At 59.7% G+C, this 13,588-nt stretch carries 11 protein-coding genes and 3 tRNA genes; all 14 read left to right on the top strand.

The features are described from left to right. The first annotated feature begins 159 nt into the window (after positions 1-159). The 14 genes from H7C18_RS01595 to H7C18_RS01530 all read left to right on the top strand — a co-directional run bounded on the left by H7C18_RS01595 (position 160) and on the right by H7C18_RS01530 (position 13,527). Positions 160-930, top strand: a complete 771-nt coding sequence (locus H7C18_RS01595) for an ABC transporter ATP-binding protein (RefSeq protein ID WP_185127262.1) — start codon at positions 160-162, stop codon at positions 928-930. Then, the gene (locus H7C18_RS01590; RefSeq protein WP_185127261.1) at positions 896-2,011 is read left to right on the top strand and encodes a permuted SH3 domain-containing protein; all 1,116 of its coding nucleotides are present in this window, start codon (positions 896-898) and stop codon (positions 2,009-2,011) included. The genes H7C18_RS01595 and H7C18_RS01590 overlap by 35 nt, the downstream gene beginning before the upstream one ends. Positions 2,012-2,014: 3 nt before the next feature. Further along, the gene (locus tag H7C18_RS01585) at positions 2,015-4,912 is read left to right on the top strand and encodes an ABC transporter permease (protein ID WP_185127260.1); all 2,898 of its coding nucleotides are present in this window, start codon (positions 2,015-2,017) and stop codon (positions 4,910-4,912) included. A gap of 4 nt (positions 4,913-4,916) precedes the next feature. After that, positions 4,917-5,804: an ABC transporter ATP-binding protein gene (locus H7C18_RS01580; RefSeq protein ID WP_185127259.1), complete on the top strand. Its 888-nt coding sequence runs from the start codon at positions 4,917-4,919 to the stop codon at positions 5,802-5,804. Beyond that, positions 5,801-7,360, top strand: coding sequence for an ABC transporter substrate-binding protein (locus H7C18_RS01575; protein WP_185127258.1), 1,560 nt, complete (start codon positions 5,801-5,803; stop codon positions 7,358-7,360). Before H7C18_RS01580 ends, H7C18_RS01575 begins: the two co-directional genes overlap by 4 nt. A 100-nt stretch (positions 7,361-7,460) precedes the next feature. Continuing rightward, positions 7,461-9,008, top strand: a complete 1,548-nt coding sequence (locus tag H7C18_RS01570) for an ABC transporter substrate-binding protein (RefSeq protein WP_185127257.1) — start codon at positions 7,461-7,463, stop codon at positions 9,006-9,008. A gap of 75 nt (positions 9,009-9,083) precedes the next feature. Beyond that, positions 9,084-9,248 (top strand): hypothetical protein, encoded by a 165-nt coding sequence (locus H7C18_RS01565; protein WP_185127256.1) that lies wholly within the window; start codon positions 9,084-9,086, stop codon positions 9,246-9,248. 92 nt (positions 9,249-9,340) lie between these two features. Further along, positions 9,341-9,532: a YycC family protein gene (locus H7C18_RS01560; protein ID WP_185127255.1), complete on the top strand. Its 192-nt coding sequence runs from the start codon at positions 9,341-9,343 to the stop codon at positions 9,530-9,532. A 76-nt stretch (positions 9,533-9,608) separates the two neighbouring features. Continuing rightward, positions 9,609-9,685: transfer RNA gene (locus H7C18_RS01555), tRNA-Met, on the top strand. 21 nt (positions 9,686-9,706) lie between these two features. Further along, positions 9,707-9,783 (top strand) — tRNA-Ile (locus tag H7C18_RS01550). Positions 9,784-9,815: 32 nt separating this feature from the next. Beyond that, positions 9,816-9,904, top strand: a tRNA-Leu gene (locus H7C18_RS01545). A gap of 130 nt (positions 9,905-10,034) precedes the next feature. Continuing rightward, on the top strand, positions 10,035-10,541 hold the full coding sequence (locus tag H7C18_RS01540; protein WP_185127254.1) for a DUF402 domain-containing protein: 507 nt from the start codon (positions 10,035-10,037) through the stop codon (positions 10,539-10,541). Between the two features lie 256 nt (positions 10,542-10,797). Next, the gene (locus H7C18_RS01535; protein WP_185127253.1) at positions 10,798-12,510 is read left to right on the top strand and encodes an extracellular solute-binding protein; all 1,713 of its coding nucleotides are present in this window, start codon (positions 10,798-10,800) and stop codon (positions 12,508-12,510) included. Positions 12,511-12,600: 90 nt separating this feature from the next. Further along, positions 12,601-13,527 (top strand): ABC transporter permease, encoded by a 927-nt coding sequence (locus tag H7C18_RS01530; protein ID WP_185127252.1) that lies wholly within the window; start codon positions 12,601-12,603, stop codon positions 13,525-13,527. Positions 13,528-13,588 lie beyond the last annotated feature (61 nt).

The following is a 13,588-nucleotide window of genomic DNA, read 5'->3' as shown; positions in this document are numbered from 1 at the left end:
GCGAAAAAAATGCGACCGCGGATTGGCGAAAGATGTCGAAAAAATGGTTCTGAGGGCTTTCTCATGATTCTCATAAAAATATGCTAAAGGCGTAACTTTTTGCCGATTCTCCTCGTTATAATTGTGAAAGCGTTCTGGAAGAGGGAGGGAAACGGGTAAATGCTTGCATGGAAGCAACGCCGCAAACCGCCGGCGGAACCGGACGGTGCGGGGCAGGCCGGACAGAGAGACATCGGCGGCCCCGCGCGGCCGGCGAGCGCGGAACCGCTGCTCGTCGTGAGCGGCGTCGAGCGTTCGTTCGACGTCGGCCACCAGAAGCTGCGCGTGCTCAAAGGAATCGATCTCAAGCTGTATTCCGAGCAGCTTGTTATGCTCAAAGGCCGATCCGGTTCCGGCAAAACGACGCTGATGAACCTCATGGGCGGCCTGGACGTTCCGACGAAGGGACAGATCCGTTTTCGCGGCCAGCCGTTCCACGAGTGGGACGACGACCGCCGGACCGCGGTGCGGCGGAAGGATATCGGCTTTATTTTCCAAGCGTACGCCTTGCTTCCGCTGCTGTCCGCCTACGAGAACGTAGAGCTGTCGCTGCGCATGGCCGGCACGCCCCGGTCGGAGTGGAAGAAGCGCATCACGTCCTGCCTGGAGCTGGTCGGGCTGGCGAAGCGGATGCACCACCGGCCGTTCGAGCTGTCCGGAGGCGAGCAGCAGCGGGTGGCCATCGCCAAGGCGATCGCGCACCGGCCGAGCCTGCTCCTGGCGGACGAACCGACGGCCGAGCTCGATTCCCAGATGGCGGCGCAGGTCATGGCGGTGTTCCGGGAGATCGTGGCGGAAGAGAAGCTGTCGATCTGCATGACCACACACGATACGACAATTATGGAGGTTGCGGACCATGTCTATGAAATGGCGGACGGCGTTTTCGTCTGAAGGATCGGGGAAGGAGCGGAATCGGCGCCGGAGAATCGCGGGCTTCCTCGCGGCCGTCTCGCTGTCCGTTGCGCTGGCGGGCTGCAGCCTGCTTCCCGACGAGCCGGAGGAGGAGGATCTGTCCAGCATTCAATTGCCGCAGATATCCAAGAAACCCGAATACGAGGTGACGACCAAGACGCTGGAGACGAAGGTGGAAAGCTCGGGGAAGATCATGTCGACCCAGGAGAAGACGCTCTACTTCACTTCCAAAAGCTTGGACGGCAAGTTCATCAAAAAGCTGTACATAAACGTCGGCGACGTCGTCAAGGCGGGACAACCGATCGCGGAGCTCGACGTCGAGGATTTGAAAAAGGCGCTGCGCTCGCAGCAGCTCGCCTTTCAGCAGGCCGAACTCACGATGAAGCAGACGCTGCGCGACAAGGATACGATGGATCCGCTGGAATTCGAACAGAAGAAGATCGATTTCGAGGAGCAGCGCCAGGCGATCGAGGATGCCCAGAAGGACATCGGCGACGCGGTGCTGACCGCTCCGTTCGCCGGCACCGTCGTGTCGCTCAGCGTGCAGGAGGGCGCATCGGTCAAAGCCTACGATCCGGTGTGCATCATCGCCGATCCGAGCAAGCTGGTCGTCGCGGGAACCGCCTTCTCCAAGGACGATCTCGCGAAGGTGGCCGTCGGCATGGAAGCGACGGTCGACATCAACAGCGCCGGCCAAGTGACCGGCAAAGTCAAATCGCTGCCGCAGCCGAGCACGGACGATAACAACGGCAACGGCGGCCAGGGGACCGGCAGCCAGATCGAGCGGCCCGAGCAATATTTGCTCGTCGACGTGCCGAAGCTTCCCGCCGGCGTGACGCGGGGAACGCCGCTCACCGTATCCGTCATCGTCAACCGCAAGGAGAACGCCATGGTCATTCCGCTGTCCGCGCTGCGCACGGTCGGCGCCCGCACTTACGTGCAGGTGGCCGAAGCGGACGGCAGCAAGCGCGAAGTGGACATCGAGATCGGGCAGCAAACCCCGACGGACGTCGAAGTGCTGCAAGGATTGACGCCGGGACAGAAAGTCGTGGGACGGTGACCGATGAGCGCGTTGATCCGATTTCTGTTCCGCAAGATGTGGAACACCCGCTGGCTGACGATCAGCACGCTGGCCGGCCTGCTGATCGCGGTCGCGTTCACGACCAGCATCCCGATGTACGCCGACGGCGCTTTGAAGCGCGTCGTCGCGCAATCTCTCCAGGATAACAGCGAGGGGCTCCCCGCCGGCTCGCTGCTGATCCGCTACCAGTCCAGCAGCGGGCAGACAGACATGGACGGCTTCAATAAGGTGGATCAATACATTTCCGAGGACGTTCCGGCGAAGATCGGGTTCCCGACCGATGCCGCGCAGCGCAGCCTGACGCTGCGCAGCTCGGAAGTGACGCCGGAAGATCCGAACAAGGTGGACGCCAGCCGGACGCGCAAGATGACGCTGACTTCGTTCAGCGGCTTGCAGGATCAAGTGGAGATGTCGGGCGGCAAGCTGTACGCCGACCGCGCCTCCGCCGACGGAACGGTTCAGGCCGTCATGATGGAGGAGGCGATGTACCGCAACGACCTTCACGTCGGCGACGTGCTGCTGTACCCGTTCTACGGCGGTTCGAACGCGACGGTTCGCGTCGAGATCGTCGGTTCGTTCAAGCCGAAAAACGAGGCCAGCCCTTACTGGTACCAAGGACTCGACAGCTTGATGAACACGCTGTTCATCGCCGAGCCGGCGATGAAGGAGGATCTCGTCAAGGGGTTGAAGCTTCCGCTCCAGACGGCGAACTGGTACGCGGCGTACGATCTCCGCGAGATCAAGACGAGCCAGCTGACTCCGCTGTCCCATACGCTGAGCCGAATCGACATCGAGGCTTACCAGCTGCTCAAGGATACGCGGGTCGAGATCTCGTTCGCCGACTTGCTCGGCGACTTCCGGGCCCAGAGCGTTCAGCTGCAGACGATGCTGTTCACGCTGGCCGCCCCGATGATCGCGATGGTGTTCTACTTCATTACGATGAATGCGCGCCAATCGCTGGAGAAGCAGCGTTCCGACATCGCCGTCATGCGCAGCCGCGGAGCCGGCACCCGGCAGATTTTCCTGATCTTCCTGCTGGAAGGGGCGCTGCTCGGTCTCGTCTCGCTGCTCATCGGACCGTTCATCGGCTGGTTCATGGCGAAGAGCATCGGCTCGGCGAGCGGGTTCCTCTCGTTCGTCAACCGGAAGGCGATCCCGGTCGGCTTCGGCACGGACGGAATACTGGCCGGCGTCGCGGCCGTGCTCGTCGCCATCGGAGCCGCCGTCATTCCGGCGCTCGTGTTCACGCGCACGTCGATCGTCGACTACAAGCGCAAGATGGCGCGGACGGACCGGTCGCCGTTCTGGCAGCGCTGGTTCCTCGACGTGGCGCTCGTCGGAGTGGCCGCGTACGGCTGGTACTTGTTCAACGACCGGCAGATGGTGTCGTTCAAGACGGGAATGACGACGGACCAGCTGAACGTGCAGCCGTTCCTGTTCTTCGTGCCGGCAATATCGATTTTCGCGGGAGGCCTGCTGTTCCTGCGGCTGTTCCCGCTGCTGCTTAAGCTGTTCAATAAGATGTGGAAAGCGATCCTGCCGGTGCCGCTGTACTTGACGCTGACGCAGCTGTCGCGCTCGTCCCGGTCTTATTATCCGCTGATGATCCTGCTGATCCTGACGCTCGGCCTCGGGGTGTACAATTCCTCGGCGGCGCGCACGATCGGCCTGAATTCCGAGGAACGGATCTTGTACAAATACGGCGCCGACGTCGTCGTCCAGACGGTATGGGAAGGCAGCCCCGAGCTGACCGTTCCGGAGGACGGCGGATCGGGCCAAGGCGGCGGCGGCCAGGGCCAGGGCGGTCAAGGCGGACAAGGCGGCGGCCAAGGGCAAGGAGGCGCCGGAGGGGGCCAAGGACAATCGCCGACGCCGACCAAGATCAACTACAACGAGCCTCCGTTCGAGGTGTTCCGCACGCTGCCGGGCGTCGATGCCGCGGCTCGCGTGCTGCAGGCCAAAGCGAGCATCACGATCGCCGACCGGACGGCCGGGCAAGGAACGATCGTCGGCATCGACAACGTCGATTTCGCCCGCGTCGCCTGGTTCCGCGACGATCTTTATCCGGCAAATCCGTACCGCTACTTGGCCTTGATGGGCAAGGCGCCGGAATATGCGCTCGTCTCGTCGAACCTGGCCAAGAAGTACAATCTGAAGCCGGGAGACCAGATCAAAGCGATGCTTCAGGAGGAGCCGGTCGAATTCGTCGTCGCCGCCATTCTTCCGTATTGGCCGGCGCAATATCCCGACCAGTCTCCGTTCATCGTCGCGAACCTCGACTACATTTACGACCAGGCGCCGATGATGCAGTACGACGTCTGGCTGAAGATGAAGCCGGACGCGAAGACGGCGCCGATCATTCCGGAGCTGCAGAAGGCCGGCATCGAGATCGCGTCGATCGCGGACGCCCGCAGCGAGCTGATCACCGAGAGCAAGCATCCCGCGCGCGGCGGCGTGTTCGGCATCCTGAGCCTCGGCTTCCTGGTGACGGTCATTATCTCGCTCGTCGGCTACGTGCTGTTCTGGTTTTTCAACCTGTCGGGACGGATCGTGCAGATCGGCATCATGCGGGCGATGGGACTGTCGCGCAAGCAGCTCACGGGCATGCTCCTGCTGGAGCAAGTGTTCACCGCCGGCTTGTCGATCGCCTTGGGGATCGGCATCGGCAAGGCGACGAGCCTGCTGTTCCTGCCGTTCCTGCAGACGACCGACAACGCGGCCAATCAAGTTCCGCCGTTCCGCGTCGTGTTCGACAACGTCGATACGATCCGCCTGTACATCGTCGTCGGCGTCATGATGTTGATCGGCATCGCGCTGCTGGTGACGCATATCCGCCGCCTGAAGGTGCATCAAGCCGTCAAGCTGGGAGAGGAGCGGTAAGCGCATGATCCAATGTGAAGGTCTGGTCAAGATTTACAAAACGGACGATCTGGAAGTCGTCGCGCTCCAGGGGCTCAACCTGTCCGTTCAGAACGGCGAGATGATGGCGATCATCGGCAACAGCGGAAGCGGGAAGTCGACGCTGCTCAACATTCTGGGCGGCCTCGACCGTCCGTCCGCCGGCCAGGTGACCGTCGGCCCCTGGAACCTGCTTAAGGTGAGCGACGACGATCTCGTCAAATACAAGCGGGACACGGTCGGCTTCATCTGGCAGAACAACGCGCGCAACCTGCTGCCGTTCCTGACGGCGCTGGAGAACGTCGAGATGCCGATGATGTTCGCCGGCAAGCTTGACCGCGCGTATGCGAAGCAGCTGCTCGAATGGGTCGGCCTGAAGGAACGGATGCACAACAAGCTGACCCAATTGTCCGGGGGCGAGCAGCAGCGCGTCGCCATCGCCATCTCGCTGGCCAACAAGCCGCAGATGCTGCTGGCGGACGAACCGACCGGTTCCGTCGACTCCCGGACGTCGGACATGATCATGGATATTTTCCGCCGGTTCAACCGCGAGCTCGGACTGACCATCGTCATCGTCACGCACGATTTGTCGCTGGCCGGCAAGGTCGATCGGGTCGTCGCCATCCGCGACGGCCTGACGAGCACCGAATTCATCAAGCGCAATCCGAACCTGGACAGCGCGCCTTCGCTGCACGGCGGAGCGGAATCGAACGAGGTGCACGAAGCGTACGTCGTCGTCGACCGGGTCGGCCGGCTGCAAATCCCGAAAGAATACTTGCAGGCCCTTCAGATCGGAGACAAGGCGAGCATGGAATTCGACGGAGAGAAAATTTTGATTCGCGCACCGAAATCTTTGGAGGGGGAAACCGCATGACAACCAAGAGCTTATCAGGAACGCAAGCCCGCAGATGGGCGGCGCTCGGCATGACCGCCGCCGTGCTCGTCCCGCTGCTGGCCGCCTGCAACAGCAAGAACGAGAACGACCCGAACAACCGCCATACGCTGCGGATCGGCACGATGTACGGAAGCTCGCAGGACGAATCCTATTTCCGCCAGCAGTACACCGACCTGTTCGAGTTCTCCCACCCGAACATCGACATCGAGATCGTTCCGGCCATCGACTACACCGAGACGCAATTCGACCAGACGCCGGACAAACCGCAGCCGGACCCGGTCGAGAAGGTGAAGGAGATCATGACGGGAGACAATCCGGTAGACGTCATGATTCTCGATAATCCCGCCATTCTCGGAGAGCTGGTGCAAGACAACCTGCTCAAGCAGCTCGATCCGCTGCTGAAGGAAGACAAGATCGACACGAACGACTATGTCTCCGCCGTCATCGACGGCATCAAGGATCAAGGCAACGGACAGCTGTACGCGCTGGCGCCGACCTATTCTCCTTCCGCGTTGTTCTACAACAAGAAGGCGTTCAGCAAAGCGGGGGTAGAGGTGCCGACGGGAAGTCCGACATGGGACGATGTGTTCAACATGGCGAAGCGGCTGAAGACCGGTACGGGCAAGGATACGCAGTTCGGGTTCGCGTTCAACCCGTACGGCTACGGGAACGGCTATTATGACGTCGTGAACTATGCGGCCCCGCTCCAACTGAAGATGTACGACGACAAAGCGGAGAAGATGACCGTCAATACGCCGCAGTGGCAGAACGTCTGGACGACCATTACGGACCTGTATAAGAACCACGTGCTTCCCAGCAACGAAGATTTGCAGGTCGATCAACCGGCGGCGACGGACAAAGACGTCTACAATCCGTATTTGAATCAGCCGTTCTACAACGGAAAGCTGGCGATGGTGATCGGCAGCTACAGCATGATCAACGAAATCGAGACGTATAACAAAAACTATCAGAAGTTCAAAGGGATGGAGCCGCTCGATTGGGACGTGATGCCGGTTCCGACGTTCGCGGAGAATCCCGGAGTGAGCAGCTATATTTACCTGAGCTCCCTGTCCGCGATCAACGCCAAGGCGCAAAACCCGGACGACGCCTGGGAATTCGTCAAGTTCATGAACGGCAAGGACTGGGGCAAGCTGAGATCCCGCAGCAGCTACGACATGCCGACGCTCAAGGAATTCATCAAAGTGAAGGACGGCATGTCCTACAACATCGACGCCTTCACGCAAGTGAAGCCGTTCCTGTCGTCCGACAGCTTCAAGCAGCAGGAGCTGCAGCAAGATCGGCCGAACCTGAGCTATATCGACCAATTGGCGCAGGTCGAATACAACAAAGTCATCCAGAATCAGAAGAGCGTCAAAGAAGCGCTCGCGGAGTTCGAGACGAAGGGCAACGAACTTCTGCAGAGGATCAAGCTGAATCCGAAAGGACAGCTCGATACGAGCGGAATCTTAGACGACGTATACGGCGGGGGAGGAGCAGTCGGAGGCGGAGGCATCATCAAGCCGCTGATCGACTGACCTGACATCTTAAGCTTGCGACAACCAGACAACGCCGCCCGGTCGGTCCCTTGGGGCCGACTTGAGCGGCGTTGCCATTTTTCGAAGGGGGATCCATCCATTGAAGCAAACCGTCAAACGCCAGGCCAGAACCGTACCGCTCGTCCTATCCGTCTCCATGCTCGTCCCGGCTCTCGCCGCATGCAGCGGCGGAGATTCCGACGATACGAACAACCGCCGCACGCTTCGCATCGGCATGATGTACGGCAGCGCGGACAATGAGTCGTACGTTCGCCAGCAGTATACGGACATGTACGAGCTAGCCCACCCGAATCTCGATTTCGAGTTTGTCAACGCCATCGACTACTCCGATATGCAGTACTCTTCGAGAGAAGAGCAGATGAAGTTCAACGCCCAGGACCCGATAGAGAAGCTGAAAGCGATCATGACCGGACCGAATCCGGTCGACGTGATCATGCTGGACACGGGCACGATGGGGAAGCTTGTCGAGGAAAATCTGCTGAAGCCGCTGGATTCGCTGATCAAGGAGGACAAGGTGGACCTCGATGCCTACCTGCCGAACGTGCTGGACAGCCTCCGCGAGCAGGGCAACGGGCAGCTTTACGGCTTGTCTCCGACTTTCTCGTCTTCGGCGCTTTTTTATAACAAGAAGCTGTTCCAGAAGGCCGGCGTCAACCCGCCGACGGACGGCATGACGTGGGACGACGTATACAACCTGGCGGAGCGGATGAAGTCGGGCTCGGGCAAGGACGCGATTTTCGGCTTGGCGCTGAACGATTGGAGCTCCGGACTCGACTATTACAACGTGACGAACATAGCGGCACCGTTAAAGCTGCGCATGTTCGACGAGAAGGCCGAAAACATGACCGTCGATACGGACCAGTGGGAAGCGGTCTGGAAACGCCCGATCGAGCTGTATAAGAATCATGCGATTCCGGGCCCGGAAGATCTGCAGCCGGAGCAGCCCCAGGACGGGAGCTACCGCTACAACCAGTTCGATAACCGCCCTTTCTTCACCAACCGGGTGGCGATGATGATCGGAAGCTACGGCATGACGAACGATCTGAAGACCTACAACGATAACGTGGGCAAGATGAAGGGGAAAGAGGCGATCGATTGGGACGTGGTGACGTACCCCGTGCAGTCGCAGGCGCCGGACATGAGCGGCAGCATGTATCTGGATCAGCTCACGGCGATCAACGCCGCCGCCGCCAATCCGGACGACGCCTGGGAGTTCATCAAGTTCATCAACGGTAAGGAATCCGCCAAATTCAAAGCCAGAAGCACCTACGAGCTCAGCACGCTTAAGGAGTTCGCTCAGCCGAAGGAGGGACAGTCCTTCCATATCGAAGCCTTTTATCAGTTGAAGCCGCTGAACGTTAGCTCCAGCGATAGCGACCAGAAGCTGTACCGGGAAATGCCCAACCTGAATTTGATCTCGAGCCTGGCGCAGCCTTCGTTCCAGAAAGCGCTCAGCGGCAAGCTGAGCGTCCGGGAGGCGCTCGCCGAATGGCAGAAGAACGGGAACGAGCTGCTTCCGAAGATCAAAGCGGATCCGACGGGGAACCTCGATATTTCCGCCTATATGGATTACGGAGACGGCATGAGCTCGCCCAGGGCGATGGTCATGCAAGCGGCCGGCGGGTGAGTAATCGGAACTTCTCGCGCGTATCCTAACGTCAGCATCGAATATGGGGGTTACGATCGAGACGGAGGGATCGCGGTGAAGTGGGTTTATTGGGCCAGGCTGTACGACAGCAAGTTTCAGGCCGGCTGCCTCGTGCGCCGAATGGAGCACGACGGCTGGCTGTTCGGCATCGAGATGCCGCACGAGATCGAAGTGTACCGTTCCCGCAAAGGGAAATACGGCGTACGTTACGTTCCTTGAGCGACAAGCCGAGGTCCCGCGCGAGTCCGGCGCAGGGCCTTGGCTGCCGCTCCCGTTTGTGGTAAGGTCTTCATGAAGGGGCGGATGCCAAGATGAGAAGAATGCCGTTATCGACCGACACGGCCGTGAAGCTGGCCAAACATTTGAACGTGCCGCTGGAGCACTTGATGCATATGCCCCAGCACATTCTGCTGCAGAAGCTGGCCGAGATGGCCAAAGCGGAATCGGAAGGCGGGAAGCAGCCGGATAACGGCACGGAGCCGACAAACCCCGAGAAATCATAATTTTTTCCTTGACGGAGCACCATGTTTTCCTGTATATTAAGTTTTGTCGCCATTGAAGGAAACGTGGCGCTTGCGACGCGGGGTGGAGCAGTCCGGTAGCTCGTCGGGCTCATAACCCGAAGGCCGCAGGTTCAAATCCTGCCCCCGCAACCAAACTCCTCGTAGACCTAGCGAGGGCCCTTAGCTCAGTTGGTTAGAGCTGTCGGCTCATAACCGATTGGTCGGGGGTTCGAGTCCCTCAGGGCCCACCAGAAGAGGACAAGCAATTCTAACCTATACCCGAGCCGGGGTGGCGGAACTGGCAGACGCACGGGACTTAAAATCCCGGGATGGGTGACCATCGTACGGGTTCGATTCCCGTCCTCGGCACCATTTGGTACATAGAGCTTCGGCTCACGCGGTTCATACAACGATCAAGACGAATCCTTTTTCGCGCGATGCGGAAGAGGATTTTTTACGGTTGCACGGATGGTGGAATTTCTTCCTGGGAGCGGGGGTTTCAATGAACGATTCGATTCGGATTCAGGCGCTGAAGTTCGGCGATCGACGGCATTACGAGTGGGAGACGACGCTTCTTGAAGCGACGGACGCTCATCTTTTCGTGCTCGGTCATTACGGAAGGAAGCTTCGTCATTATACGAAAGGAAAAACGTTCACCGTGGAAAATTGGACGATCGAGTTTTTCCCCTTCGACCGCTGGTTTACGGTAAGCGCCGACGTTGCGGACGGAAAGATCGTCCAGTATTACTGCAACATCAGCCAGCCGCCCCGTCTGAATGGCGATTGCGTCTCCTTCGTCGATCTGGATCTCGATCTGGTCTATCGGAACGGAAGGTGGTCGGTCGTGGACGAGGACGAATTCGCCGAGAATGCCGTCAAGTTCGGCTACCCTCCGGAATTGATCGAACGCGCGAGGCGGGAGCTGGAAGGCTTGCAGCAGCGCATTGAGCGGAAGCAATTCCCGTTTGACGGAGCCATTGAGCGATTCATCCGCCACATTCCGGGATGAGGCGGATCTGCGGCCCCGCCCGGTCCTCGTCTACCCTCCATTCCAGTCTCTTGTCCCCGCCCGAGGCGGCAATCGTTCCAATTGTTTTCATCGGCTAGCACTCTCTCCACGCCTATATTAATCCGCATCAGTCGGCAGATCACCTTAACAAAAACCAGCAAAGGTTAACGCGTTACAATATACCGGCCCGAGGGCGCTGTTCTATACTTTTCTTGTAACCAAAAACCGTTTCGCAAGAAGGGGTGGCGTACCGCATATGAAACGAAAAGCGTTATGGATGTCGGCGGCGTCGGCTTTAACGCTCGCCATGCTGGTCTCGGGATGCTCCGGCGGCGGAGGCAACAACGGCAACGACGGGCAGTCTTCCGGGCCGAGCGGCGGAACGGCGGCGGCTTCGAGCGGAGCTTCGGCCGCGGGGGATGAACTGCCGCAAACGGACGGCAAGTTTTCTCCGGAAGCAACCTTGACGACGGTTCGGGCGGTAGGAGACGACGTCAAATTCAAGAACGGCGAGACGATCGAGGACAACGTGTTCACCCGTTGGGCGAAGGAGCGGCTAGGCATCGACATCAAATACTTGTGGACGACGCCGTCGACCAACGACGCCTTCAAAACGAAGCTGACGCTGTCCATGTCCGCGAACGAGCCGCTGCCGGACATTCTCGAAGTGTCGGGAGCGGACGCCCACGCGCTGATCGATTCCGGCAAGTTCCAGGATGCCGGGGCGCTGTTCGACAAGTACGCTTCGGATTCTTACAAGAAGGCGATGGACGAAGTTCCGAGCGCATGGATGCCCTACGTTCGCGACGGCAAGCGGATGGCGATTCCCGGCATCGACTACATCATGCAGCACGACGACGTCATGTGGATTCGGCAGGATTGGCTCGACAAGTTGAATTTGAAAGCGCCAACAACGATCGCCGAGCTGGAGCAGGTGATGGACGCGTTCGTCAACCGGGATCCGGACGGCAACGGCAAGAAAGACACGTACGGCATGATCTCGACTTTGAAGGAGAACTACAACGCCTGGATCGGAACGGGCGAAATCTTCGGCGCGTTCGGCGCCGTCCCGCAAATCTGGGAGAAGGACGATAACGGGGACGTCGTCTACGGCTCGGTCCGGCCGGAGATCAAGACGGCGCTCGGCAAGCTGAAGGAATGGATCGACAAAGGTTATCTGCACAAGGAAGTCGCGCTCCAGGACGAGATGAAGGCGTCCGAGCTGTTCACCTCCGGCAAGGCCGGCATCGCGTTCGGCCCGACATGGCTGTACGACTGGCCGCTGCAGGACGTCGTCAAGAACGTTCCCGGCTCGGTCGTGAAGCCGTACCCGCTGCCGGCCGGTCCGGACGGCAAGATCGGGCAGGCGAGCGAGGGCACCCACAACCTCGTCATGCTGATCAACAAAGACATGAAGCACCCGGAAATTTATTTCAAGTACATCAACTACCTGTACGACCACTACAACGATCCGGAAGCGGGCGGAGAGTTCGAGTACGGCTTCGCCAAAGGCTACGATTACGACATCATAGGCGACAAGCCGGTGTTCGGAGCGGACATTCCGGGCGGCTATATCGATCCGGCCAAGTACTTCCTGGGCATACCGCCGCGCACGCCTTCGATCTTCATCAAGACGCTGGCGGACATCAACGAGGGCAAGGAGCCGGTCACGCCGTACGAGAAGAAGCTGGCGCAGGCTTCGACCAAGCAGCAGATGGCGGCCGCCAGCATCGTCGTCAGCCAGCATCAATTTACGCTGGATAACCTGTATACCGGCGCGCAGACGGAGACGATGAAGGACAAGTGGCAGAACCTCAAGAAGATGGAAATTACCGCCTTCACCAAAATTTTGTACGGCAACGCCGGCCTCGATTCGTTCGACGACTTCGTGAAAAACTGGTACGCGGCCGGCGGCGAGAAAATTACGCAGGAAGTACGCGACTGGTACGCGTCAGTCGGCGGCCAGTAACCGGAAAGATGGCGACGGAACGATCCGCCTGCCGGCGGGTTGTTCCCGCCGTTTTACGACCGCTCGACGCAACAGAGGGAGGCGCGCTTCATGAACCGTACAACGCAAGCCGTCCGCAGCCGCTGGAACTGGACGCGGAACTGGCAGCTTCACGTCATGATGATTCCGGCCGTCATTCTGATCTTCGTCTTCGCCTACCTGCCGATGGGCGGGATCGTCATGGCCTTTCAGGATTTCAAGCCGTGGCTCGGCATCGGCGGCTCGCCCTGGGTCGGCTGGGACAACTTCGACAAGCTGTTCGGCCAGCAGGACAGCGTTCAGGTGCTCTGGAACACGGTCGTCATCTCCGTCATGAAGATCGTGGCCGGACTGATCGCGCCGTTCGTGTTCGCGCTCCTGCTGAACGAAGTGCGCAAGATGGCGTTCAAGCGCTTCGTGCAGACGCTCGTCTATCTGCCCCACTTCCTGTCGTGGGTCATTCTCGGCGGCATTCTGATCGACATGCTTTCGGTTGACGGAGGAATCGTCAACCGCCTGCTAACCGGCGCGCTCGGCATCCGGCCGATCTTCTTCCTCGGCGACGGGAACTGGTTCCGGGCGACGGTCGTCGTCAGCCACGTCTGGAAGGAATTCGGCTTCGGCACGATCGTGTTCCTGGCCACGCTGGCCGGGATCAATCCTTCCTTGTACGAGGCGGCCGTCGTCGACGGGGCGAACCGCTGGAAGCAGACGCTCCATATTACGGTCCCGGCGATGATGCCGATCACGATCGTACTCGCCACGCTCGCCTTGGGCGGCATCCTGAACGCGGGCTTCGACCAGATTTTCAACCTTTACAACTCGATGGTATACGAGAAGGGCGACATCGTGGACACGTTCGTCTATCGGACCGCGCTGATCCAGGGAAATATGGGCTTCGGGACGGCGGTAGGGCTGTTCAAGTCGTTCATCGGCATGTTCCTGATCGTGGCTTCCTACCGCATGGCCTACGTGTGGGGCAACTACCGCATTTTCTAAACCGTTAAGAATGTAAAAGTTCCCGGGGTCCCCGCAAAGTACCTGAGCGAGCTTCGAAGCG

Origin of the sequence: Cohnella zeiphila, from assembly GCF_014212055.1 — a bacterium.
Lineage (GTDB): Bacteria > Bacillota > Bacilli > Paenibacillales > Paenibacillaceae > Cohnella > Cohnella zeiphila.
This window is presented reverse-complemented; position numbering and strand designations above follow the sequence as displayed.